General features: G+C 58.7%; 22 protein-coding genes. 4 read left to right on the top strand and 18 right to left on the bottom strand.

Annotated features, from left to right (window positions below; genetic code table 11):
* Nucleotides 1-33: 33 nt before the first annotated feature.
* The 6 genes from CRD18_RS02735 to CRD18_RS02710 form a co-directional block, all read right to left on the bottom strand.
* Nucleotides 34-1,185, bottom strand: a complete 1,152-nt coding sequence (locus CRD18_RS02735) for a cysteine desulfurase family protein (protein WP_187406554.1) — start codon at nucleotides 1,183-1,185, stop codon at nucleotides 34-36.
* 254 nt (nucleotides 1,186-1,439) lie between these two features.
* Complete coding sequence (locus tag CRD18_RS02730) at nucleotides 1,440-2,384, bottom strand: electron transfer flavoprotein subunit alpha/FixB family protein (protein WP_016422471.1); 945 nt, start codon at nucleotides 2,382-2,384, stop codon at nucleotides 1,440-1,442.
* 54 nt (nucleotides 2,385-2,438) lie between these two features.
* The gene (locus CRD18_RS02725; protein ID WP_049194091.1) at nucleotides 2,439-3,224 is read right to left on the bottom strand and encodes an electron transfer flavoprotein subunit beta/FixA family protein; all 786 of its coding nucleotides are present in this window, start codon (nucleotides 3,222-3,224) and stop codon (nucleotides 2,439-2,441) included.
* 337 nt (nucleotides 3,225-3,561) lie between these two features.
* Nucleotides 3,562-4,746, bottom strand: coding sequence for an SAM-dependent methyltransferase (locus CRD18_RS02720; RefSeq protein WP_070866737.1), 1,185 nt, complete (start codon nucleotides 4,744-4,746; stop codon nucleotides 3,562-3,564).
* Nucleotides 4,747-4,800: 54 nt separating this feature from the next.
* The gene (locus CRD18_RS02715) at nucleotides 4,801-5,640 is read right to left on the bottom strand and encodes a hypothetical protein (protein WP_016422468.1); all 840 of its coding nucleotides are present in this window, start codon (nucleotides 5,638-5,640) and stop codon (nucleotides 4,801-4,803) included.
* Nucleotides 5,641-5,646: 6 nt separating this feature from the next.
* On the bottom strand, nucleotides 5,647-6,483 hold the full coding sequence (locus tag CRD18_RS02710; protein WP_048735276.1) for an ABC transporter ATP-binding protein: 837 nt from the start codon (nucleotides 6,481-6,483) through the stop codon (nucleotides 5,647-5,649).
* A 140-nt stretch (nucleotides 6,484-6,623) separates the two neighbouring features.
* Between CRD18_RS02710 and CRD18_RS02705 the strand changes: the two genes are divergently transcribed.
* A complete protein-coding gene (locus CRD18_RS02705; protein ID WP_187406500.1) occupies nucleotides 6,624-8,654 on the top strand; it encodes an alpha-1,4-glucan--maltose-1-phosphate maltosyltransferase in 2,031 nt (676 codons plus the stop codon).
* Nucleotides 8,655-8,834: 180 nt separating this feature from the next.
* Nucleotides 8,835-11,030 (top strand): 1,4-alpha-glucan branching protein GlgB, encoded by a 2,196-nt coding sequence (gene glgB, locus CRD18_RS02700; protein ID WP_070643856.1) that lies wholly within the window; start codon nucleotides 8,835-8,837, stop codon nucleotides 11,028-11,030.
* 128 nt (nucleotides 11,031-11,158) lie between these two features.
* Here the strand turns inward: glgB and CRD18_RS02695 are convergent, their stop codons facing one another.
* A complete protein-coding gene (locus CRD18_RS02695) occupies nucleotides 11,159-12,331 on the bottom strand; it encodes a serine hydrolase (protein WP_187406499.1) in 1,173 nt (390 codons plus the stop codon).
* 333 nt (nucleotides 12,332-12,664) lie between these two features.
* On the opposite strand from CRD18_RS02695, the gene CRD18_RS02690 reads away from it, so the two are divergent.
* Complete coding sequence (locus tag CRD18_RS02690; RefSeq protein ID WP_048735265.1) at nucleotides 12,665-13,060, top strand: TIGR02611 family protein; 396 nt, start codon at nucleotides 12,665-12,667, stop codon at nucleotides 13,058-13,060.
* Between the two features lie 37 nt (nucleotides 13,061-13,097).
* Here the strand turns inward: CRD18_RS02690 and CRD18_RS02685 are convergent, their stop codons facing one another.
* Nucleotides 13,098-14,147, bottom strand: a complete 1,050-nt coding sequence (locus CRD18_RS02685) for a co-chaperone YbbN (protein WP_187406498.1) — start codon at nucleotides 14,145-14,147, stop codon at nucleotides 13,098-13,100.
* A gap of 83 nt (nucleotides 14,148-14,230) precedes the next feature.
* Nucleotides 14,231-14,536 carry a thiamine-binding protein gene (locus CRD18_RS02680; RefSeq protein WP_049172056.1) on the bottom strand — a complete coding sequence of 102 codons (306 nt, stop codon included), beginning with the start codon at nucleotides 14,534-14,536 and terminating at the stop codon, nucleotides 14,231-14,233.
* Nucleotides 14,537-14,567: 31 nt separating this feature from the next.
* On the opposite strand from CRD18_RS02680, the gene mce reads away from it, so the two are divergent.
* Nucleotides 14,568-15,020: a methylmalonyl-CoA epimerase gene (mce, locus tag CRD18_RS02675; protein ID WP_005509354.1), complete on the top strand. Its 453-nt coding sequence runs from the start codon at nucleotides 14,568-14,570 to the stop codon at nucleotides 15,018-15,020.
* Nucleotides 15,021-15,384: 364 nt separating this feature from the next.
* Here mce and nucS read toward each other — a convergent pair whose 3' ends face one another.
* From nucS to CRD18_RS02630, 9 genes are all read right to left on the bottom strand, one after another.
* Nucleotides 15,385-16,077, bottom strand: coding sequence for an endonuclease NucS (gene nucS / locus CRD18_RS02670; RefSeq protein ID WP_101738705.1), 693 nt, complete (start codon nucleotides 16,075-16,077; stop codon nucleotides 15,385-15,387).
* A gap of 77 nt (nucleotides 16,078-16,154) precedes the next feature.
* Nucleotides 16,155-16,658: a DUF2550 domain-containing protein gene (locus CRD18_RS02665; RefSeq protein WP_016422460.1), complete on the bottom strand. Its 504-nt coding sequence runs from the start codon at nucleotides 16,656-16,658 to the stop codon at nucleotides 16,155-16,157.
* A 217-nt stretch (nucleotides 16,659-16,875) separates the two neighbouring features.
* Complete coding sequence (locus CRD18_RS02660; RefSeq protein ID WP_016422459.1) at nucleotides 16,876-17,247, bottom strand: F0F1 ATP synthase subunit epsilon; 372 nt, start codon at nucleotides 17,245-17,247, stop codon at nucleotides 16,876-16,878.
* Nucleotides 17,248-17,258: 11 nt separating this feature from the next.
* Nucleotides 17,259-18,698 (bottom strand): F0F1 ATP synthase subunit beta, encoded by a 1,440-nt coding sequence (atpD, locus tag CRD18_RS02655; RefSeq protein WP_005509621.1) that lies wholly within the window; start codon nucleotides 18,696-18,698, stop codon nucleotides 17,259-17,261.
* Between the two features lie 2 nt (nucleotides 18,699-18,700).
* Complete coding sequence (locus CRD18_RS02650; RefSeq protein ID WP_005509705.1) at nucleotides 18,701-19,681, bottom strand: F0F1 ATP synthase subunit gamma; 981 nt, start codon at nucleotides 19,679-19,681, stop codon at nucleotides 18,701-18,703.
* A gap of 53 nt (nucleotides 19,682-19,734) precedes the next feature.
* Complete coding sequence (atpA, locus tag CRD18_RS02645; RefSeq protein ID WP_005509387.1) at nucleotides 19,735-21,378, bottom strand: F0F1 ATP synthase subunit alpha; 1,644 nt, start codon at nucleotides 21,376-21,378, stop codon at nucleotides 19,735-19,737.
* Nucleotides 21,379-21,432: 54 nt separating this feature from the next.
* Nucleotides 21,433-22,251, bottom strand: a complete 819-nt coding sequence (locus CRD18_RS02640) for a F0F1 ATP synthase subunit delta (protein WP_048735245.1) — start codon at nucleotides 22,249-22,251, stop codon at nucleotides 21,433-21,435.
* Nucleotides 22,252-22,256: 5 nt separating this feature from the next.
* Nucleotides 22,257-22,820 (bottom strand): F0F1 ATP synthase subunit B, encoded by a 564-nt coding sequence (locus tag CRD18_RS02635; protein ID WP_005509352.1) that lies wholly within the window; start codon nucleotides 22,818-22,820, stop codon nucleotides 22,257-22,259.
* Between the two features lie 32 nt (nucleotides 22,821-22,852).
* Nucleotides 22,853-23,104, bottom strand: coding sequence for an ATP synthase F0 subunit C (locus CRD18_RS02630; protein WP_016422456.1), 252 nt, complete (start codon nucleotides 23,102-23,104; stop codon nucleotides 22,853-22,855).
* Nucleotides 23,105-23,189 lie beyond the last annotated feature (85 nt).

Here is a 23,189-nt window from a genome sequence, read left to right as displayed (position 1 = left end):
TGCACGTGTCACCGTACCACCACGGGGCAAAAACTAAGCCATGCCCGCACGCCGCGCCCGCTCGACCGTTTCCGGCAGCGCCGAAATGACGGCGTCGACATCCGCCTGCGTCGAGGTGTACCCCAGCGTAAAACGAATCGACGACCGCGCTTCCGGCTCCGAAACGCCCATCGCCATCAGCACGTGCGAGGGACGGTTAACGCCCGCGCTACATGCCGATCCCGTAGAGCAGTCAATTCCCGCCGCATCGAACAGCATGATCAAACTATCGGCCTCCGCGCCCGGGAAGCTGGCGTAGACATGCCCCGGCAAAGCGAGCTCGCTGGTGTGGATAATCGCACCGTCGATGTGCGCGATTGCCCTGATGAGCTGCTGCGTCAGACCGCGGATTCGCTCATTGTCCGCCGCCATCGCGTCCACCGCCGCGCGCAGTCCCGCCGCCATGCCCGCCGCCGATGCCACGTCCTGCGTGCCCGAACGCAGTCCGCGTTCCTGCCCGCCGCCGTTGTTATGCGGGGTAAGTTTCGCTTCACGACGAACAAGCAGCGCCCCAATCCCACGGGGACCGCCGAACTTGTGCGCGGAGATGGCCATTGTAGAGGCGCCACTTGCGTGGAAATCAATTGGCAGATGTCCGGCTGCCTGCACAGCATCGATATGGAAAGGCACGCGAGCCTCCTTCGCCCGCTTGCCAATCTCCTCCACCGGCTGGATGGTGCCGGTCTCATTGTTCGCCCACATGCACGTCACCAGCGCGGTGTTCTGCCGACTAATCTCCGGGAACTGCACCATGTCAACGCGACCATCAGCACCTACAGGAGCCTCAACAATCTTGGCCCAGTGTTCCTTTTCCAGATGGTGACATGTCTTCAACACTGCATCGTGCTCGATTGGTGGAACCACAATGTCCGAGCCAGAGGCCTTGAAGTACAGGCCTGAAATCGCTAGATTGTCGGCCTCAGTTCCACCGGAAGTAAAAACTACTTCGATGGGATCGGCACCGAGCAGCTCTGCAATTTCTTCTCGGGACTCTTCCAGAACCTTTTTCGCAATGCGTGCGGTGGCGTACTGCCCCGAGGGGTTGGCCAGACCTAGGTTCCCGACCATTGCCGTGCGCGCTTCTGGGCGCAATGGTGTAGTCGCGGCATGATCCACAAAGTGACGGGTCTTCGCAGCAGACTTCATTTCACTCTTCTCGTCCGGAGCGGCAACGATGTGGTCATTAAGCATGCAGGCAGTATAACGCTGCGTGCGGCTTATGCTCACTATCCGCCATAGTTAAACCTCACTGTCTGCACGAACAGATGAGTAGGACCAAAAAATGCTCGGGGCGGGAGCAGACTTGAAAAATCTGCGCCCACCCCGAGCGGGTAGTTGCTAGCCGAGTTGACTCTCGGCCAGCAGCCTTACGCAACTAGTAGCCTTAAGGCAAGTGCGTATTACTTCAGGTTCTCGATGGCCTGCGGGACAACGTCGAACAGGTCGCCGACGACACCGAAGTCAGCAATCTCGAACAGTGGAGCCTCTTCGTCCTTGTTGACCACAACGATGGTCTTGGAGGTCTGCATACCTGCCTTGTGCTGGATAGCACCGGAAATACCCAGAGCAACGTAGAGGTCCGGGGAAACGGTCTTACCGGTCTGGCCAACCTGGAACTGACCCGGGTAGTAGCCAGCGTCAACAGCAGCACGGGAAGCACCAACAGCTGCGCCGAGAACGTCTGCCAGCGGCTCAACAACGTTCTTGAAGCCATCCTCGGATGCGACACCGCGGCCACCGGAAACAACCAGCTTAGCCTCGGTCAGCTCCGGACGGTCGCCGCCCTCAGCCGGTGCGAAGGAAACGATCTCGACAGCGTTGTTGCCGATCTCTGGGAATGCAATCTCGGTAACGTCAGCGGAACCGGACTTCTCCTCCGGGTCAACGGAGCCCGGACGCAGAGCGTAGACCGGGGATGCGCCGTAGCCGACACCGTCGACGATGTACTCGCCACCGAAGATGGAGTACTTAACGGAAGCGTCATCGTTGATAGCAACAACGTCGGACAGCAGACCGGAACCGGTCAGCGCAGCGACGCGGCCAGCGATTTCCTTGCCGGTTGCGGAAGCGGAAACCAGCACCGGAACCTCACGCTCGGAGGCCAGGCCGACGAGAACGTCAACCTCAGGGGTGATCAGGTACTTGTCGGCATCGTCGGACTCAGCAGCGAGAATCTCGCCGGCGCCGTAGGAGGCCAGGGTGTCTGCGAAGCCAGCAGCGGTACCCGGGGTACCCACGACAACTGCGGCCGGGGTGCCGAATGCGGAAGCAGCGGTCAGCAGTTCAGCGGTGGTGTTCTTCAGCTCGCCATTTGCGTGCTCGACGAGAACGAGGACGTCGGTCATAGTGATCTTTCTCCTACTTGTATCTCTATTTGTCTTCTATTCGCGTCAAGCGCCTTAGATGAACTTCTGGGCCTTGAGGTACTCGGCCAGCTTGGCGCCGCCGTCTCCCTCATCGTTAATGCGCTCACCAGCGGTCTTAGCCGGCTTCGGAGTGGAGCCAGTGACACCGGTAGCAGCGTTTTCGAGACCAACCTGCTCTGCCTCAGCAGCAACATCGTCCAGAGTCAGCTCGGTGACCGGCTTCTTCTTAGCGGCCATGATGCCCTTGAAGGATGCGAAGCGCGGGCTGTTAGCCTTCTCAGTGACGGAAACGACTGCCGGCAGGGATGCCTTGAGCTGGTAGATGCCGTCTTCGACCTCGCGCTCACCGGTGATGGAGTCACCGTCGATAGCGACGGAACGCAGGTGAGTCAGAACCGGGAGGTCGCGGTAGACACCGAGGATAGCCGGGACGGAAGCGGTGCCACCGTCGGTGGAGGCGTTACCGGTGACGATGAGGTCAACATCTTCGAGGGTGTCAATGACGTTGGACAGAGCCCATGCGGTCTGAACAGCGTCGGAACCTTCAAGTGCGTCGTCCGAAAGAATGACGGCGTCGTCTGCGCCCATGGACAGAGCCTTGCGCAGTGCCTCGATGGCACGATCCGGGCCAACAGTTGCGACGGTAACGTTTCCGCCGTGCTCTTCCTTCAGCTGCAGGGCAGCCTCAACAGCGTTCTCATTAATTTCGTCGAGAACTGCGTCTGCAGACTCACGATCGAGGACAAACTTGTCATCGGTGAGCTTACGCTCGGACCAGGTGTCCGGAACCTGCTTGACCAGAACCACGATGTTCGGCATTTTTCTGTCGTCCTTACTGGTTGATTACTGGTGAACGTTTATCTGACCTTACTTCGCAAGCCGCCTCACAATAAAGTGAACCAGGCCACGCTCTAGGTCGTCTGTGTTGAAGATAACAGAACCTATCGCCAATGCGAAGGTGATCCAGATAACAATGTCGTTATTTTTTTAAATTTTTTTCTACACCACGAGCACAGCCTGCCCGCCAACATGCCATTTCCGCATGTCAGACGTTAATAGTACGCAATCAACTGCAGCTGTCTCCGCAGTATTCGCCGACAGCAAACACCGATCCCCAACGGGCTACCCCCACCAGTTTTCCGTCGTAAAGCGGTCCTTAACCGATCTCCCGGGGCTGACAGATAAACGCCGTCGCGCTCCGTCCGATGCGCGTGACAACCACCGCCAATGCCCTGGAGCCCTTAAGTTTCCACTGCTTGCGCAACGCGTCGGGGTTGACGTCTACGCCGCGCACGAGAATCTCCACCGATCCGCAATCCAACGCTGCCAGTGCCTTGCGAACCTGCTTCAACCCCACTTGCTCAATAACTTCGAACCCGGCAATCCCCTGCGGCAAAACATCGCCACTGACGTGCGCAATCCGCTCATCGAGCTGCCAGAGCCCATGCGCCGCCGCAAAATGCCGCACCAGCCCGGCGCGCACAATCGCCCCATCCGGATCAATGATGTACCGGCCGGCAGCGCGCACATCGACGTCGTCAGGCATGGTGTCGTCGTATGTCTGCACGTCCACCGCCGACAACTCTAACGGCCTGTGCTTATCGACGGTCTGGATAACCATCGCCGATCGCGTTACGGATTGCCCATCGGTAACTCCGGCCAGCCCCGGCGTATATAGACATGCCTCCTTGACCGCACCGTCCACCGAAGTGACAGCCACTTCCCCGCTCCACTCGCTGAAGTCGAGGCCTGGCGCGCATTTGATAGCTAGTTCTTTGTCGGGCCAGGCAGCTATGAGCGCCGGCAGCGATGGGAGCAAGTCCTCCGGGTTGGTGATTCTACGCCCACCGGAGCGGCGGGCAGGGTCAGCGACAATGACAGGTGCGTCAAAGGCCGGTTGCAAAGCATCGGCCTGCGCGAAGATGTTCTTGCCGACGTTATGCCGCGCCATGGCCAACCGTGCAAGGTCGAGATCAGACCCGACGACGGTCAGGCCCTCGTGGTCAATTGCTGCCACTTCAGTACCAATGGAGCAGGTCACATCGGCCACTGCTTCGACACCGAGATCCGCAAGCCTACGGGCGCGAGCCATCGCGACGACAAAGGGCGTGGCCTGTTGCGCTGCTTCGGAAGAGAAGATCCAGTCCCCTGGCAGTTTGCTGACCGCCGAACGCCGAGCTGCCGCAACTTCAATGACCGCGCGACCAAACTCGCCACAGTGTTGGCGTAGATGCGCGGAGTCTGCAATCAGAGACTTTTTAGTGAGCGCGAGCTGGTCGGCCTCATCTAGCCACTCCGGGTGAGCAGCAACAGCGGCCACCTCTGCAGCGGACAGGGACACTCGTTATCTCCTTCCAACTAGGGATCAGCCGGTTAACGGGGGTTGAGTAGTCGGCTAACGGTTCATACGTTTGCGCAAATGCCCCATGTGGGTGGCAACGGCAAAGTACTCATCCATAAAAGGTTCCCCGAGGAAGTCACTACTGGTGCGTCGCACCGGAGTGTTTCTGGCCGCCTCGAGAGCCTCGGCCACAGTACTGACGCCGTCCAAGCGAGTTAGTTGCGCCCAGGTCGGAGGCATGAGGCCAAGTAGCCCACGGCGCCATCCATCCAAAATCGTAGTCGGTCGGAACCAACCTGAAGATGATGCCTCAGAGGTGTCACCGTCGGCCCTTTGACCGTCGGGAAGCGCGGCGAGGAAGAAATAGGTGTCGTAGCGAATGGGGTTGGATTCGGGTGTCACCCAGTTAGCCCAAGGACTGACGAGTTCGGCATCGAGCGCCAGATTTTCATTGCTAAGGAAATCCGTCAATGACAACTCGTGGGCTTCCAACTGTCGTCGCTGACGGTGGAAGCGGTGACCATCTGCGACAATCTCACCGCCAGCATCGCGAACCAACAGAGTGCCTGTTTCCTCAAAGGTCTCACGCACGGCCGCGCAGGTGAGCGCGTGCGCCCGCGCGCAGTCGACGTTAAAAGCCTGCGCGATCCGCGACTCAGGGTCGGCTTCCGACGGCTCGGTCACGGCCATGACCTCATTCGCGACAGCGGGGAAATCACGCTGGTCTACTCCACCGCCGGGGAACACGGTCATGTTGGCCGCAAAGCGCATTGAGGATACGCGTTCTTGAACGTAGACCTCGAGCCCGCAGTGGGTGTCGCGGAGCAGCAACACAGTCGCAGCCAGTTTCGGCGACGCGGGTGTATTCGGGGTTTCAGGTGTCGGAACCGCCATGAGCGTCTACTTCTTCCGGTGCTTTCCAGCAGGCCGTGCCCGGCGCGCAAAGTAGCGATCATCGATGCGATCGACGACGATTTCCTGGTGGAAAGCCTTGGTCAGGTTCTCACTGGTCAGGACGTCGTCAATAAGCCCTTGTGCGATGACATTGCCTTCGTCGAGGAGCATCGCATGGGTGAAGCCGTACGGAATTTCTTCCGGGTGGTGCGTAATCATCACCATCGCCGGCGCATCCGGGTCGAGTGCGAGTTCGCCTAAGTAACCGACGAGGTCCTCGCGACCGCCGAGGTCGAGTCCGGCTCCCGGCTCGTCGAGAAGCAGCAATTCGGGGTTGACCATCATGGCTCGTGCGATGAGTACGCGCTTGCGCTCTCCCTCACTGAGAGTGCCCCAGGTGCGGTCTGCAAGATGCTCAGCACCCATGCGCTCGAGAATCTCGGAGAGCTGTTCGAAATCCATCTCTTCATAGGTCTCACGCCAGCGCCCCAGGACGGAGTAACTGGCGGAAATAACAAGGTCCGCGACCTTTTCGTCATTGGGAATGCGGTGAGCAATCGACGATGATGTCAAACCAATCATGGTGCGCAGATCACGCATGTCGGTGCGCCCAATCTGCTCGCCCATCACATGGGCCACCCCTGAAGACGGGAACTCCTCCGCTGCAGCAATGCGCATCAAAGAAGTTTTGCCTGCACCGTTCGGCCCCATGATGACCCAGCGTTCGTCAAGTTCTACTTGCCAATCGACCGGCCCGACCAGCGTACGGCCACCACGGATGAGGTTTACGTCGCGAAAGTCGAGTAGCAAATCTTCGTTAAAGTCTTCTTCCAATTCAGCCACACATCCATGGTGCCCTAACTTTGCCCAAATGTGCGCTTGGACATTCTCATCTATCCTCGGTAGAGAGCAAATCGAGTTCACTCGAGATGGTTTTGCTTCGATTTTCACCTAGCTCGCCGACAATTAGGAGAACGTCTTTTATGACTGGTCGAATCGGTATTGATGACATCCGTCCTCAAATCAACGGTGGTGCAACTCCATCGAAGGCCGTAGTGGGTGAAGTCGTCCCAACCTTTGCCGTCATTTGGCGAGAAGGCCACGACGCGATGAACGCCACGCTCAACGTCAAGGGGCCGAAGGAATCAGCTTTTGCTTCCCGCTCACAGCGCATCCCAATGCACTTTTCTGACCATGATCCAAATCAGGTCAATGCCACCTTCGTCCCAGATGTTCCCGGGCTGTGGACCATTCGCATTGATGCCTGGTCCGACCCGATGGCAACGTGGCGCAACGCTATCACCAAGAAGTTCGAGGCCGGTCAGAGCGAAGCTGAACTCGCTAATGATCTAGAAATTGGCGCCGCTCTCTTCGACCGCGCCGCCGCTGGTGCCGCTGCTATCCACCGCAACCACCTACGCTCCATCGCCGCAGGTCTGCGCGGCGACGGCGATCTTCGCGCCCGCATTGCAGCCGCGCTTTCCGACGAGACCCGCGCCATTTTGCAGGCGCACCCGGTGCGCGACCTTTTGACCCGCGGAAAGACCCGCAAGATCAAGGTTGACCGCCGCGAAGCCCTGTACTCCTCTTGGTATGAGTTCTTCCCTCGTTCCAACGGTGGTTACGGCGAAAATGGCGAGCTGCTGCACGGCACATTCAAGACTGCGGTTGCACAGCTTGATCGCGCTCAGCGCATGGGCTTCGACACGGTCTATCTGCCCCCGATTCACCCAATCGGTGAAATCAACCGCAAGGGTCGCAACAACACCCTGACCCCGGAACCGGGCGATGTCGGATCTCCGTGGGCTATCGGCTCCGCAGAAGGTGGCCACGACGCCATCCACCCGAGCCTCGGTGACGAAAAGGACTTCAAGGAATTCATCAAGGCTGCTAAGGAGCGCGACCTCGAGGTCGCTATCGACCTAGCGCTCCAGTGTGCACCGGACCACCCCTGGGCTAAGGCTCACCCGGAGTGGTTCACCGTGCTGCCGGACGGCACCATTGCCTACGCCGAGAATCCGCCGAAGAAGTACCAGGACATCTACCCGCTGAATTTCGACAACGATGCCAAGGGCCTGTACGCAGAGGTTCTGCGTGTAGTGAAGTTTTGGGTCAAGCGTGGAGTCAAGGTCTTCCGCGTGGATAACCCCCACACCAAGCCGGGCAACTTCTGGGAATGGCTGATTGAAACCGTTCACGAAACCAACCCGGAGGTCATCTTCCTCGCCGAGGCCTTCACCGCCCCAGCCCGTCTCTACGGTCTGGCCAAGGCTGGCTTCACTCAGTCCTACATCTACTTCCCGTGGAAGACTACGAAGGAAGAGCTGACCGAATTCGGCGAGGAGATTACCCGCTATGCGGACATCGCTCGCCCATCCCTATGGGTCAATACCCCAGATATTCTGCATGACTTCCTGGTCAAGGGCGGCCGTGGAGCCTTCGCCATCCGCGCCGCGCTGGCTTCCACCCTATCTCCGCTGTGGGGCATGTACTCCGGCTTCGAGCTGTTTGAAAACGTTCCGGTCAAGGAGGGCTCCGAGGAGTACCTCGACAGCGAGAAGTACCAGCTCCGCAGCCGCGATTACGACCAGGCACTGGCCACCGGCAACTCGCTGGAGCCGTTCATTGCCACGCTGAACAAGATTCGCCGCGAGCACCCGGCTCTGCAGCAGCTGCGCAACCTGCACTTCCACGACATCGACAATGACAACCTGCTGGCTTACTCGAAGCTCGATCCGGTCACCGGCGATGCCATCCTCGTTGTTCTCAACCTCGATCCGTGGAATGCCCAGGAAGCTACCGTGCACCTCGACATGGATCGCATTGGGCTCCGCAACCACGACCGCATGGATGTCACTGACCTGATTACCGGCAACCAGTTCAACTGGGGCAAGGACAACTACGTCCGCCTGGCACCGTGGGAAAACGTCGCGCACATCATCAAGCTGCCGGAAATCGACGTCAAGCTCCGCCACAAGTTGGCTTGGCGCGACGTCCCCGACTACGAGGGCTAGAACGCTTGCTGGGAACTTTCGGGGTTAGTGGGCCGCTGACCTGACCACTGTCGCAACGATTCGTCGTTAGGCTGGCGGGTGAGTTAGCAGCCCACTGTCCCCTACCTCCCTCTATTTCTTTAGAACTGAACTCAACAACTTCACATTCACCTACCTAGAAACGCTTCGGAAGGACCTTCCATGGGAGCCCACACAGATCCCCGCCTCGCAATTGATTCCGGCGATATGGATCGCCTGCGCTACTGCACCCATCACGATCCGCACAGCATCTACGGCGCACACGTCGTGGACGGTGACACGGTTATTCGCACGAGGGTCTTCGGCGCACAGGCAGTTACTGTCGTCAGCACGCGCGGCGAGTTTGAAGCGGAGAACCTGGGCGACGGTTTCTTCACCGCCCTCGTCCCCGGCGGCGATGACTTCGACTACCGTCTGCGCATTACGTGGGACTCCGGCGAAACCGTAGAGCGTGCCGACGGCTACCGTTTCCTCCCCACTATTGGCGCTGGTGACCTGCACCTAATCGGCGAGGGACGTCATGAGGAACTGTGGAAGGTTCTCGGTGCTCACCTTCGCAGTTACGACACAGAGCTGGGTACGGTCGAAGGCACCTCGTTTACGGTCTGGGCTCCGAACGCACGCGGCGTCGCCGTGGTCGGTGACTTCTGTATGTGGAACGGCGCGCAGTACCCAATGCGCTCTATGGGTGGCGCAGGTATCTGGGAGCTGTTCATCCCGGGTGTGGGTGAGGGCGAAGTCTACAAGTTCGCCATCACGACACCGGAGGGACAGCGTCGCGATAAGGCCGACCCGATGGCGCGTGCTGCTGAGCTCCCACCGGCTACCGGGTCGATTGTTGCGACCTCCGACTACGCCTGGAGCGACCAAGCGTGGATGGAAAAGCGCGCCAACACAGACTGGACCGAAGAGCCCATCTCTATCTACGAGGTCCACTTGGGTTCCTGGAAGCAGGGCCTGAGCTACGAGGTTATGGCGGAGAAGCTGGTGCGTTACGTGGTCGACATGGGCTACACCCATGTGGAGTTCATGCCAGTATGTGAGCACCCGTTCACCGGTTCCTGGGGTTATCAGGTTTCCGGCTACTACGCTCCGACCAGCCGCTTCGGCACCCCAGATCAGTTCCGCGGTCTAGTTGATGCCTTCCACGCCGCTGGCATCGGTGTCATCATGGACTGGGTTCCGGGGCACTTCCCGAAGGACGAGTTCGCACTTGCCCGCTTCGATGGCACGGCTTGCTACGAGCACCCGGACTGGCGCCGCGGCGAGCAGCGCGACTGGGGCACCTACGTTTTCGACTTCGGCCGCAACGAGGTACGCAACTTCCTCTACGCCAACGCACTGTACTGGGCAGAAGAGTTCCACATCGACGGTCTGCGCGTCGACGCAGTGGCTTCCATGCTGTACCTGGACTACTCCCGCAATGAAGGCGAGTGGCTGCCGAACCAGTACGGTGGCCGTGAAAACCTCGATGCTGTTCAGTTCCTGCAGGAATTCAACGCCACGGTACACAAGCACAACCCGGGCTTCCTCACCGTGGCCGAAGAATCTACTTCTTGGCCGGGTGTGACCGCACCTACCGAGCACGGTGGCTTGGGCTTCTCTATGAAGTGGAACATGGGCTGGATGAATGACACGCTGGAGTACTTCAGCAAGGAGCCGATTTACCGCTCCTACCACCACCATGAGCTCACCTTCGCTATGGTCTACGCCTACTCGGAAGAGTTCATTCTGCCGATTAGCCACGACGAGGTCGTGCACGGCAAGGGCTCGCTGTGGGAGCGCATGCCGGGCGGCGATTGGGATAAGGCCGCAGGCCTACGTACTTTCCTGACCTTCATGTGGGCGCACCCGGGCAAGCAGCTTCTATTCCAGGGTCAGGATCTTGGCCAGAACCACGAGTGGAACCACGATGAGTCCGTGGCTTGGGACAACCTCGAAGGTTGGAGCGGCGAATTCCACCGCGGCATTCAGCTGCTGGTTAAGGACATCAACGCCATCTACAAGGAAAACCCAGCGTTCTACACCCAGGATGACCGCCCAGAGGGCTTCCAGTGGATTAACGCGGATGATTCCACAAACAATGTTGTGTCCTTTGTCCGTTACGGCACCGATGGCTCGGTCGTCGCCTGCGTCTATAACCTGTCGGGAACCACGCAGGAAATCTACAAGATTGGCGTACCGCGCGGTGGCCAATGGACGGAGATTCTGAACACAAACGCATCGCGTTACGAGGGCTCCGGCTACGGTGAAAACGGTACTGTGACCGCGGTCGAGCACGGTTGGAACGGCCAGGCTCACTCGATTGATTTGGTGCTGCCGGCCAACACCGCCGTTTGGCTGAAGTGGCAGGGCTAGTCCCGAATCCAGCCAAACAGAAGGCAATCACATAGGAATTGCCCGTGTTGCACGGTTTTCAGTGGCCTGACTTTCGGCCTGAAAATCTGATACACGGGCAATTTTGTTTTGGGGAGCGTATCCAGGTCCTATCCTCGGAACGGATTGAACCAGTCAGGTTCCAAAGATTCGTTGTAATTCGCAGAATCTGAATCATCGGTGTACGTGGATCCATCCATGCTGTCGGTTCCGATACGATCCGGAATGCCGTCGCCATCCTCATCCGCGCTCCACGTCGCAGCCTGCTTAGCAGTCAGTGGCTTGCCATCCTTACCAAGGCGATTGTAATCCGGCAGAAGCGGGGCTATTTGGGAACCCAGCTGGCCGAGCAGGCCGTCGGTAAGCTCATTGAGCGGCACCTCATCAAAGCGCGTCGTAATGGCGTAAGCGATGGGTCCGGCTGCGGTGTACAAAATACCGTGGTCATTAACGCCCTCGGCAGTGTCACCGGTCTTCTGGACCGCGGAGCCGACGTACATCACAAACTTCTGCGAACCACCGTAAGTGAGGTAGGTCAATGCAGTTTGTGCCGTGTCCTTGGTAATGAAGTTGTGCTTTGAGGTGCCATCGGCCACTTCCTGGAGACGTGCCATGAACAGCGCAGCCTGAGAGGGAGTAAACCAGGACCGATCACCGCTGGGATTGGGGATGTTGAACTTGTTTCCCAGGTGGTAGCGCTTGTCGTCAACACCGGCTTCCTTGATGGTTTTGTTGACCTCGTCGAAACCACCGACAGCGTCAATCAGCCCATTCGCCGCGGTGTTGTCCGAATACCGCATCACGTACTGCAACAGCCCGTCGAGCGTGTATTGGCCAGGACCAATCACGCTTCCGCCAACACCATTGTCCCAATCGACCGTCACCGTCTTGTCTAGGTCATCGCCGAATTTCTTCAGCGCAGTAACCACTAACGGAGCCTTGATGGTCGATGCGGAGTACTCCTTCGTATCCTCGCCTACCGACGCCGTGAGCCCCTTGTATGGACCGTCAATGACGCGCAAATAGACACCTAAATCAATGCCATAGTTGTCGGAGAAATTCTTAGCCGCAGTATCGAGGACGTCCTGTGCATCAGACCAAGCGACTTCCTCAGAAGCATCCCAACCGTTATCTGGAGCATTAGGTTTTGCGGTAGCAGTGGTGGCCTTGGACCCGGTGGTGCTTGGGCCATCGATGGTGCACCCCGCCAACAGAGTCGAGGCCGAAAGCGCAACAATGACCGAGGCGGAAGTAGCGCGAAGGGCTTTGGGGCGAAGTCGCATGCAAAACTCCTGGCTGCAGAAAACTGAAGACCAAAGGCACCTAGCGCAGTATGAACTGTCTGAGGTGAACAGGTGGATGAGATGCAGTGGTAACTGCTGTAAACCACTGAGAACTGTTGGAAGATTACCACCTTCCGAAAAATCTCGTTGCACTGGGGAGCAGCTTTTGTGCAACAATGGATTAAATATAGACATGATTAAAAGAATCAATGTCCAATGGTGCACCCAGGCAGTTGAGCTGCACATTTGATGCTTAATGCTTCAACGATGCCTCGTTCGAGACCGCCGCTAGAAATAGCGCACGGCACCGAAAATCGGAGGAAGTGAATCGCAATGGAGGAAAAGGTACATCGCTTGATGGACCGCATGCAGATTCGCCATGCCCATATGCGCAACACCTGGTACGGGCCGGTACTCTCCCCGGTTCTTCTCGTCGCAGGCTTCGCACTGCTCATTGTTGGCATTATCATTTTGCCAACTCCTGCTCCCGGATGGCTCTGCATCTTTGTTGCACTGGGAATTCTCTCGTTGGTGCACCCGCCGACACGTCGCCTGAACATCTGGTTGGCAGCAAAATTGGACGCCTTTTACGCCTGGTATGCGGAGCGTCATGTGGCAATGAAAGCAACACTTTTCCTGTTGCTAATGGCGTTTATGGCCGCTGTAATGGGCAGCGTCTACTACTTCATGGCTCCGGATGACTGGCCATACACCGACGCTTCAAGCTAGGAGCCTGAGCGTTTTCCAGGCTCCTAGTGCAGTGCTCCTAGTACAGTGCGCTGGCCATCCTCCGGCGTGCATCCAATGCCACTGGATCTGCTGTATCGAATAGCACAAGCAGCTCTAGTAGACGCGACTTGATGGCCTCACGGTCATCGCCAAACACCTGCGGGAGCAACTTCAACAAACGATCGAGCGCCTTCGCTGGATCGTCGACAAGCATCGTGACATCCGCGGCATCGAGGGCGAGCGCGACGTCCTTCGGCGCAGCGTCGGCCTTTGCAATTGGATCTGCGCTGCGATCGATTTTGGCAGCGCGGGCGAAGAAGGACACATTCGCGTGAGCGCGCTTCAGCCCCTGATTTGCGGGCTCGGACTGCAGCATAGCGTCATACAGCTCCAACGCTCCGTCGAAATTGCCCTCCTCGAGCAACTCTTCGGCCTGCTCCAAACGCGGGTCATCGGTGGGTACGGGATTGCCGAAGAAGTCAGTAGGCTCCGGAGCCTCCGGCCCGCTGCTCTCCCCAGCCATACGAGTTCCCGCCGGCAACCCCTTGAGACGCCCCCGAGTGGCCTCCATAACCTGCGCCAGCCACTGCTCCAGCCAATCCCTGGTTTTCTCACCCACAAACATGCCAATGGGACTGCCCATAGCCACAGCCGTGACTGTCGGCACTGCCTGCACACCGAATGCCTGGGCCAGCTGTGGATGCTCCTCAGCATCTGCCCACGCCAGGATCCAGTTCAAATTGGCCTCACGAGCCATGCCTTCTAGCTCAGCCCGAAGACGCAGCGAATCAGCTGCTCCAGCCATGCCGATCAAGACAATTACCGGTACCTGCTCCGAGCGCAGAACGACTTCTGCCTCAAGAGTCTGCGGGGCAATCTCAACTACAGGAGGAAGCCCATTTCCCTGATCACTGGTTGCCCGCTCGATCTCCTCTCGGCGTTTACGTTCGGCTTCGGCGCGCTGGTGGAGCTGCTCCAAATCAACCGTGCCGGGCGGTGGTGGCGGAGTCGAGCACTCGCGGTGACCGTGTGCTCCATGCGAGTGACCATGAGAATGGCCATGGGCGTGACCATGTCCAGCTGGCATCGTAAAAGGGTTCCTCTCCAGTGTCGTCGTAAAGCCTATGTGAAGACCTATGTAGAGCCTACGTGTCCAATCCGAACAAGAGACTAGTCGGTGGCTTTCAGCGCATCCTCGACCGCATCCACTTTCGCACGCAGCTGCCCGGTATATCCGTTGCGAATGTCCGCCTTGATGACCAGAGAAGTGCGCGGACTGACACGGCTGACTGCTTCCGTGGCTCGCTTAATGACATCCATCACCTCATCCCATTCGCCTTCAACAAGGGTGAACATGGCATTGGTCTCGTTGGGCAGGCCAGATTCGCGCACAACACGCACGGCTTCAGCAACGGCCTCAGCCATTCCCTGCTCAGGATCGGAGAAAGTGGGGGCAACAGAAAATGCGACAATCATGGCGCCGATAATAGCGAGTACCCTGGAAACTATGAGTGAGACACAGATTCCCGTTCCCCATAAGTACGTAGTCGCTGTCGATCACGTCGGCGTCGCAGTCCCGGATTTTGATGCCGCTATTGAGTGGTACCGCGCAAACCTTGGTTTCATCAACTACCACGATGAAGTCAATGAAGAGCAGGGCGTCCACGAGGCCATGGTCGGCCCGGCCGACAAGGTTGAAGGTGGCACTCTGGTTCAGATTCTCGCGCCACTGAATGACCAGTCCACGATTGCAAAGTACCTGGACAAGAAGGGTCCAGGAATCCAGCAGTACGCAGTTCGCGTCACTGATCTGGAGGCGCTGATGGCGCACCTGAAGGAGCAGGGCACCCGGGTGCTGTACCCGGAGCCGAAGATCGGTACCGCAGGTTCGCGCATCAACTTCATCCACCCGAAGGATGCCGGCGGCGTCCTGCTGGAGCTCGTTGAGCCGGCTAAGTAAATCTATCCCCAGCGGCGCGTGATAGTGCGGTGAGCTCTATTGCGCCAGCAGTTAGTGTGCCAATGGCGCCGGTCATCGGCGCCTGCACCATAATCCTGCGGCCAAGCTACGATGTGCGAGGTCCCGGGCATGATTTCCTGGTCGCACCCTGGACAGCGATAAACCTTGTTCGACTGGCCAGCGCTGATGTTACGCACCGCAAAGTCCACGTCCTGCCAACCGGCAGGCCCGGATTCAGTGCGGGTGTTTTGGAAAGAACTGCCAAATGCGGGCAGGCTGCCGCGATTCTGGCCGTGGTTATTACGCCCGCCGCGTTGGTTGCCTCGTTGATTACCGCGCCGCTTGTGGTTTCGCCTAGGCATGGCTAGAATAACCGCAATTCATTGGACTCCAGGCCACGCAGGGCGTCGTAATCCACGGTCACACAGCGAATCCCACGATCCTCTGCCAGAGTCTTGGCCTGTGGCTTAATCTCCTGGGCAGCAAAAATCCCTTCCACCGGTGCCAACAGCTCATCGCGGTTCAGCATCTCCAAGTAACGGGTTAGCTGCTCAACACCATCGATACCGCCCCGACGCTTAACCTCTACTGCAACAGTGGCGCCGTTTTCGTCGCGGCCAAGCAGATCCACCGGCCCAATCGGGGTTGGGTATTCGCGCCTAATCAGGGTGTAGCCCTCGCCGAACGTTGTGAACTGATCTGCAAGCAGTTCCTGTAGATGCGCTTCTACCCCGTCCTTCTCCAGGCCAGGGTCCTCTCCCAGTTCGTACGTGCTATCAGCCAGCACCTTGCCGATAGTGATACGAAGCTGCTCGCCCTTCTTATTCTCAACGACCCAGAGCTTTTCACCAGTGTCTTCACCCGACTCGTCGAGAATCTCCTTCTCCGTCAGCGTGCACGGCGGTGTCATCCAGTTCAGAGGCTTATATGCACGGTCGTCGGCATGCACAGAAACAGAACCGTCAGCTTTCACCAACAGCAAGCGCGGGGCATGAGGCAGATGGGCATTCAAGCGACCGACATAGTCAACGGTGCATTCAGCAATCACAAGGCGCATTCCCCTACCCTAACGTGACTGCCGCGCGGGAGAAAACAATACCCACTAGAGCCTTAGCAATAGCCTGTCGTCCGAGGCTAATACTGACTTCCTCGGCCACGGTTATAAGCCGAACGGAAACGTCGCTCAATATCTGTAGGAAACTCACGAGTCTGGCGTGACGACGGCTTCGACTCCACCCACGCCACCAGCGCAGTGTCCGAGGACGAGTCCACGGCAAACTCCCATTCGGTATTTTTCCCCGTTTTAATCCTGACTACCCGAAGCCCGGGCGCGAAAAAACCCGCCTCGATGTCAGTCGGATCTCGGCGATCCACAATAGTGACATCGTGACGGGCAAATTCGGCATCACAGCCAGGACGCAGCGAACGTAGCTTGTACATCTTCAACGTCGACTCTGAATAAACAATGACACCATGGCGCCAATGACTGCCATCACCTGCAGGAAGGCGACGAGCAATAACAGGAGTACCTTTTGCATGCAGGCTGGCGAAACGCCACAGGGCAAGGACCCCGCCGACGATCAACATCGCACCGATAATCATGAACATGATTGACATCATGGTTACGCTTGAAAACACTATCTGCCAGCCTCGCATCCGGGTGAATAGACGACGAACCTTGGTTCAAAAGCGCTTTAGAGGCTTTTTACAAACCCTACCCGATTGTTGCACTGACATGAAAAATAACTAAGAAAAACGGGGCGGGAAGCTGGCAAGATTTCTCTTGCGAGCTCCCCGCCCCGTTTAAAGAAGCAGGAAGAATACGGTCGTGCGACCGGATGTTCAGGCGAAAAGACTAGTTGGTGGAAGCGCGACGAGCCGCGCGGACCTCCGACTCAGCCTGTGCCTTTACTGCAGGGTCATCCGAAGTCAGGTTGGACTCGGCCTCGGAGAGGTTAACCTCGTCAGCCCAGATTGCCTTATCCGCGAGGATCGAAACCTTCGAGGTAGACACGGAAATGAACCCACCCTGTACCGAAGCGACAAGAACCTTGCCGTCTGCGGTCTTGATGGTCACCGTGCCGTTGTTGACCAGCTGGCCAAGCAACGGCTGGTGTCCGGGCAGCACGCCGATCTCACCCTCGGTGGTCTGGGCAGAGACCAAGGTGGCCTTGCCCTTCCAGAGCGGTCGCTCAACGGCAACCAGTTCAGCGGTGATTTCAGCCATGAGGATGCCCCTTACTTCTTCTGCATTTCAGCGTACTTCTTCTCGACATCGTCGAGGCCACCCAGGCCGTCGAAGGCCATCTCCGGGTAGTTGTCGAAGTCGCCCTTGCAGATGCGGTCGAAGGCAACGATGGTGTCCTTCAGCGGGACGTACGAACCAGGCAGACCCGTGAACTTCTCAGCAACGAAGAAGTTCTGACCCAAGAATCGCTGGATACGACGTGCACGCTGCACGGTCACCTTGTCCTCCTCGGACAGCTCGTCCATACCGAGGATGGCGATGATGTCCTGGAGTTCCTTGTTCTTCTGCAGGATGTTAATAACCTGCTGAGCAACGCGGTAGTGCTCCTCACCGACGATCGACGGCTCGAGGATACGAGAAGTCGAGGTCAGCGGGTTCACTGCCGGGTAAATACCCTTCGATGCGATCGAGCGGTCGAGCTCGGTGGTTGCATCGAGGTGGGCGAAGGTCGTTGCCGGAGCCGGGTCGGTGTAGTCATCGGCAGGCACGTAGACGGCCTGCAGAGAGGTAATCGAACGGCCCTTGGTGGACGTAATGCGCTCCTGCAGAACACCCATCTCGTCAGCCAGGGTCGGCTGGTAACCCACGGCGGAAGGCATACGACCCAGCAGGGTCGAAACCTCAGAACCGGCCTGGGTGAAACGGAAGATGTTGTCAATGAAGAGCAGCACGTCCTGGTGCTGAACATCGCGGAAGTACTCCGCCATGGTCAGACCCGACAGCGCGACACGCATACGGACTCCCGGCGGCTCGTCCATCTGGCCGAAGACGAGGGCGGTGTCCTGGAGAACGCCCATCTCTTCCATTTCCAGGAAGAGGTCGGTGCCCTCACGGGTACGCTCACCAACACCGGCGAAGACCGAAGTACCGGAGAACTCGCGTGCAATACGAGTAATCATCTCCTGGATCAGAACGGTCTTACCGACACCGGCACCACCGAACAGACCAATCTTGCCGCCCTTAACGTACGGGGTCAGCAGGTCGATGACCTTAATACCGGTTTCCAGAATCTCTGTCTTGCCCTCGAGCTGATCGAAGGCCGGCGGCTCACGGTGGATGCCCCACTGCTCGCCATCGCGACCCAGGCCCGGCTCGTCCAGGCAGTCGCCCATTGCGTTAAAGACGTGACCCTTGACGACGTCACCAACCGGAACCGAAATCGGCTTACCGGTGTCCTTGACCTCTGCACCGCGGACCAGGCCGTCGGTCGGGGCCATAGCAATGGTACGAACCATGTTGTCGCCGAGGTGCTGTGCAGTCTCGAGGACAATGGTCTTGGCGACCGAAGGAAGGGTAACTTCCACGGTCAGCGCGTTGTAAAGTGCCGGCAGTTCGTTACGCGGGAACTCCACGTCGACGACGGCACCGATGACACGCACAACACGGCCCACAGCCGTGGTGGTGTTCTGCTCACTTAGAGCTGTGCTCATATCTAGTCACTTTCTCCGCTGTCGTCGAGCGCACCGGCGCCACCGACGATTTCTGTGATTTCCTGGGTAATCTGTGCCTGACGTGCCTGGTTAGCAACACGCGAGAGGTCCTTGACCAGCTCGGTAGCGTTGTCCGTCGCGGACTTCATAGCGTTACGACGGGCAGCGGACTCAGAGGCAGCGGCCTCGAGCATCACTGCGAACAGGGTACGGGACACGTACTGCGGCAGAAGCTCTGCCAACAGGGTGTCTGCATCAGGCTCGAATTCGTAGTCCGGCTTGAGGTCATCTGATCCATCGGACAGCATGTCCTCGCCCTGAGCAATCTCGACATCCTCGTACACAGGCTCAATCGGGAGCATCTGGTGTGCACGCGGAATCTGAGAAAGCATGGACACGAATTCCGTGTAGACAACGTGGACCTGGTCGAAGCCCTGAACGGCCTCGCCGTTGGTGCCACGCAGGCCTTCGCGGTACTTGGCAGTGCCCTCGGCCGTAGCGTTGAAACCATCAATGAGGTGACGACGCACGTCGTGGGTTGCGGCGTAGTCCGGATCCTGGGAGAAGCCCTCCCACGTACCGGCGAGCTCGACACCACGGAAGTCGTAGTAGTCGGTGCCCTTACGGCCAGTCACGTAGAGAACGACCTCATGCCCCTGCTCTTCCAGAGCGGTACGCAGCTCTGCAGCCTTCTTCAGGACGTTGTGGTTGTAGCCGCCACACATGCCGCGGTCACTGGTGACAACCAGGACTGCAACACGCTGGTTACCCTCACGCTTTACGAGCATCGGGTGATCCAACGACGAAGCCGATGCGAGACGTCCGATGACCTTCTCGATTTCGTCGGCGTACGGCTGGGAGTCTGCTACGCGACGCTGCGCCTTGGTAATGCGCGAGGTTGCGATAAGCTCCTGGGCCTTGGTGATCTTCTTGGTCGAGTTCACCGACTTGATTCGGGCTCGAAGTTCACGAAGATTCGCCATGTCCTATTCCCTCCCTTCAATTGCGAAAACGGTCATTGAGTAGCTCAACCTGCCTAGTTCTGGGCAGTCTTGCGGGAGACCGTAATCTGCTGCTTCTTGAGCTCGCCCTCGTCGAGTGCCTCGACCGGAGCCTCGGAAGCCAGCGGTGCGCCCTCAGAAGTCTGGAAGGACTTCTTGAAGTTAGCGGTAGCGGACTTCAGAGCAGCCTTGGACTCGTCAGAGAAGGCGACGCCGCCGTCAATCTGCTCGAAGACTGCAGGCTGAGTGTCCTGCAGGTGCTCAAGCAGCTCGGCCTCGAAGCGACGGACGTCCTCAACCGGGACATCGTCGAATTCGCCCTCACCAGCGAGGTAGATGGAGGTCATCTGGTACTCGACCGGCTGCGGGTGGTTTTCCTTCTGCTTCAGCAGCTCAACCAGACGCTGACCGCGCTCCAGCTGACGCTTGGAGGCATCGTCCAGGTCGGATGCGAACATTGCGAATGCTTCCAGGTCGCGGTAGGACGCGAGGTCCAGACGCAGGTTACCGGAAACCTTCTTCATGCCCTTGGTCTGTGCGGCACCACCAACACGGGAAACCGACACACCGACGTTAATAGCCGGGCGGACACCCTGGTTGAACAGGTCGGACTCGAGGAAGACCTGGCCATCGGTAATGGAAATGACGTTGGTCGGAATGAAGGCCGACACGTCGTTTGCCTTGGTCTCGATGATCGGCAGTGCGGTCAGCGAGCCTGCACCCATGTCGTCGGAGAGCTTCGCAGCACGCTCCAGCAGACGGGAGTGGAGGTAGAAGACGTCACCCGGGTAAGCTTCGCGTCCCGGCGGGCGACGCAGCAGCAGCGAGATGGCACGGTATGCCTCTGCCTGCTTAGTCAGATCATCGTAAATGACCAGGACGTGCTTGCCCTGGTACATCCAGTGCTGACCCAGTGCGGCGCCTGCGAATGGTGCAAGCCACTTGAAGCCTGCGGCATCCGACGCCGGGGCAGCAACGATGGTGGTGTACTCGAGTGCGCCCTGCTCCTCGAGGGTCTGGCGCACACCAGCAATGGTGGAGCCCTTCTGACCGATAGCAACGTAGATGCATCGCACCTGCTTGCTCGGGTCACCGGACTCCCAGTTAGCCTTCTGGTTCAAAATGGTGTCCAGGCAGACCGCGGTCTTACCGGTCTTACGGTCACCAATGATCAGCTGACGCTGACCACGACCAATTGGGGTCATTGCGTCGATGGCCTTAATACCAGTAGCCATCGGCTCTTCAACCGGCTGACGCTGCAGCACGGTCGGTGCCTGCAGCTCGAGGACGCGGTCCTCTTCAGCCTCAATGTCGCCCAGGCCGTCAATCGGCTGGCCCAGGGGGTTAATTACGCGACCGAGGAACTTGTCCCCGACCGGAATCGAAAGGACGTCACCCGTCCGCTTTACCTCGTCACCCTCTTTAAGCGACTCGAAGTTACCCAGCACCACAACGCCGACCTTGTCGGTGTCAAGGTTCTGAGCGACGCCAATAACGCCGCCCGGGAACTCCAGAAGCTCATTCGTCATGACCGACGGCATTCCCGAAACCTGGGCGATACCATCAGCTGCACTGATAACAACGCCAACCTCCTCACGGGAGGCCTCCGGGGAGTAGCTCGAGGTGTAGTTCGCAATCGCGCTACGGATCTCGTCGGAGGAGATCGTCAGCTCCGCCATGTTCTTCCTGCTCTCGGTAATATTCTTCCAGTGATTAATCGTCTAAACCATCCGTCAGCCGAGGCCGACGCGCAGCTTCTCAAGCTTTGTTGAAAGGCTACCGTCGATGACCTCGTCGCCAACCCGGATGACCAGTCCACCGAGAATCGACTTGTCGATCACGGTGTGGATGGACATCGCCTTGCCGTAGACTCGGCCGAGCTTGTCCGCCAGTGCTCGCTCTTGCTCGTCAGAGACGGCCGTGGCACTGGTCACGCGAGCGACGACGTGGTTCCGCAGGCCGGCGGCTAGCCGGGACAGGGAGTCAATGTCGTCCGCGGGGCGCTTGGATGGGCGGCCAACAGCCTGCAGTGCCAGGGTTTCGGTCACGGAAGTGACCTTGCCGTACAGCACAGAGGCGAGGAGCCCACGCTTGGCTTCGGGGGTTGCGGCCTTGTCGGCCAGCAGCTGTTCAAGCTGCGACTGCTCAGCCAGGATGTGTCCCAGTTGGAACAGCTCAGACTCAACAGTCTCAAGCTGTCCCTGGCCTTCGGCAGAGCGAAGGAGGGCTCGACGGCCCAGCTCTACCAAACCCTCACGCATTTCACGCGGGGTGGACCATACCTGCGCGGCAGCATCCACGACGAGGTTAAGAGTCGTCTCAGATACCTTGCCCGCGAACAGGCTCCGGACAAGGCCGGAACGCTGTTCCGCAGTCGCCGAGGTGTCGGCGACAGCGACACGCAGGCCGCGGTCGGAGTCCAGGACCTCGACGATGTCGAAAAGCTCGGAACCAGTCTGAGCAGCCTGAGCAACAGCGACATTGTCGCCACCGATAGCGGCGTCCAGTCGCTGGCTAAGGGCTGCCAGGGATTCGCGGCTTGCTGCGTGCATGTCGCCTACTTTCCGGCCGGGGCCACGGTGTCAAGGTTGGACAAGAAGTTGTCAATCGTCGACGAGTTACGAACGTCGTCGGAAAGCTGCTCGCCCAGAAGGCGCTCAGCGAGATTGATGGAGTTCTGGCCCATTTCCTTACGCAGCTCTGCGACTACCTGCTCACGCTGGGCAGCGAGCTGCTTCTCACCGGACTCGATGATTCGTGCGCTCTCGTCATTAGCCTTGGTCGTAGCGTCTGCAATGATGCGCTGACCCTGTGCACGGGCTTCGTCGCGAATCTTTGCTGCTTCAGTACGGGCCTCTGCGAGCTGACTGTTGTACTTTTCCAGAGCGGCCTTGGCTTCAGCCTGTGCAGCTTCAGCGCGTTCAATGCCGCCCTCAATCCGGTCCTCCCGCTCGGTCAGGACCTCCTGGAACTTCGGAAGAACGAGCTTCCAGAAGAGAACCAGGATAACTACCAGCGGGACAACGGACCAGACGATGTCATAGGTCTTTGGCAGCAGCGGGTTAATGGACTCTCCCATCGGGAGGTCACCCGCCGCTAGCAAAAAGGTGAAATCTGTCATGGTTTACGTGTTCTCCGCTTGAAGGTCCGGACTTAGAAAACGAAGCCTGCGACCAGGCCGATCAGGGCGAGAGCCTCAGTGAAGGCGATACCCAGGAACATGGTGGTACGCAGCTGGCCGGCCATCTCAGGCTGGCGTGCCATACCCTCAACGGTCTTGCCGGCGACGATACCGATACCGAGGCCCGGGCCCAGGGTGGACAGACCGTAACCGATGGTCTTCAGGCCAGCGTTGGTGTCGACAGCCTGGACAGCGTCCTGGGCGGAGAGGATGACGTCGTTCATTATGAACCGTTCCCTTTCTTAAAGGATGGCCCCGGATTAAAGATTGTTCTAAGTAGGCCCGGGGCTTTTGTGGGTCAAGTGGGTC

This window comes from Corynebacterium sp. LK31, assembly GCF_014335015.1.
Taxonomy (GTDB): domain Bacteria; phylum Actinomycetota; class Actinomycetes; order Mycobacteriales; family Mycobacteriaceae; genus Corynebacterium; species Corynebacterium jeikeium_D.
The sequence above is the reverse complement of the archived record's forward strand: the minus strand, read 5'-3'. Positions and strand labels throughout refer to the sequence as shown.

Coding starts and splice junctions, on each gene's coding strand:
- CRD18_RS02735 (WP_187406554.1), bottom strand. CDS start 1,185: ATGAAGTCTGCTGCGAAGACCCGTCACTTTGTGGATCATGCCGCGACT.
- CRD18_RS02730 (WP_016422471.1), bottom strand. CDS start 2,384: ATGACCGACGTCCTCGTTCTCGTCGAGCACGCAAATGGCGAGCTGAAG.
- CRD18_RS02725 (WP_049194091.1), bottom strand. CDS start 3,224: ATGCCGAACATCGTGGTTCTGGTCAAGCAGGTTCCGGACACCTGGTCC.
- CRD18_RS02715 (WP_016422468.1), bottom strand. CDS start 5,640: ATGGCGGTTCCGACACCTGAAACCCCGAATACACCCGCGTCGCCGAAA.
- CRD18_RS02705 (WP_187406500.1), top strand. CDS start 6,624: ATGACTGGTCGAATCGGTATTGATGACATCCGTCCTCAAATCAACGGT.
- glgB (WP_070643856.1), top strand. CDS start 8,835: ATGGGAGCCCACACAGATCCCCGCCTCGCAATTGATTCCGGCGATATG.
- CRD18_RS02695 (WP_187406499.1), bottom strand. CDS start 12,331: ATGCGACTTCGCCCCAAAGCCCTTCGCGCTACTTCCGCCTCGGTCATT.
- CRD18_RS02690 (WP_048735265.1), top strand. CDS start 12,665: ATGGAGGAAAAGGTACATCGCTTGATGGACCGCATGCAGATTCGCCAT.
- CRD18_RS02685 (WP_187406498.1), bottom strand. CDS start 14,147: ATGCCAGCTGGACATGGTCACGCCCATGGCCATTCTCATGGTCACTCG.
- CRD18_RS02680 (WP_049172056.1), bottom strand. CDS start 14,536: ATGATTGTCGCATTTTCTGTTGCCCCCACTTTCTCCGATCCTGAGCAG.
- mce (WP_005509354.1), top strand. CDS start 14,568: ATGAGTGAGACACAGATTCCCGTTCCCCATAAGTACGTAGTCGCTGTC.
- nucS (WP_101738705.1), bottom strand. CDS start 16,077: ATGCGCCTTGTGATTGCTGAATGCACCGTTGACTATGTCGGTCGCTTG.
- CRD18_RS02660 (WP_016422459.1), bottom strand. CDS start 17,247: ATGGCTGAAATCACCGCTGAACTGGTTGCCGTTGAGCGACCGCTCTGG.
- atpD (WP_005509621.1), bottom strand. CDS start 18,698: ATGAGCACAGCTCTAAGTGAGCAGAACACCACCACGGCTGTGGGCCGT.
- CRD18_RS02650 (WP_005509705.1), bottom strand. CDS start 19,681: ATGGCGAATCTTCGTGAACTTCGAGCCCGAATCAAGTCGGTGAACTCG.
- atpA (WP_005509387.1), bottom strand. CDS start 21,378: ATGGCGGAGCTGACGATCTCCTCCGACGAGATCCGTAGCGCGATTGCG.
- CRD18_RS02640 (WP_048735245.1), bottom strand. CDS start 22,251: ATGCACGCAGCAAGCCGCGAATCCCTGGCAGCCCTTAGCCAGCGACTG.
- CRD18_RS02635 (WP_005509352.1), bottom strand. CDS start 22,820: ATGACAGATTTCACCTTTTTGCTAGCGGCGGGTGACCTCCCGATGGGA.
- CRD18_RS02630 (WP_016422456.1), bottom strand. CDS start 23,104: ATGAACGACGTCATCCTCTCCGCCCAGGACGCTGTCCAGGCTGTCGAC.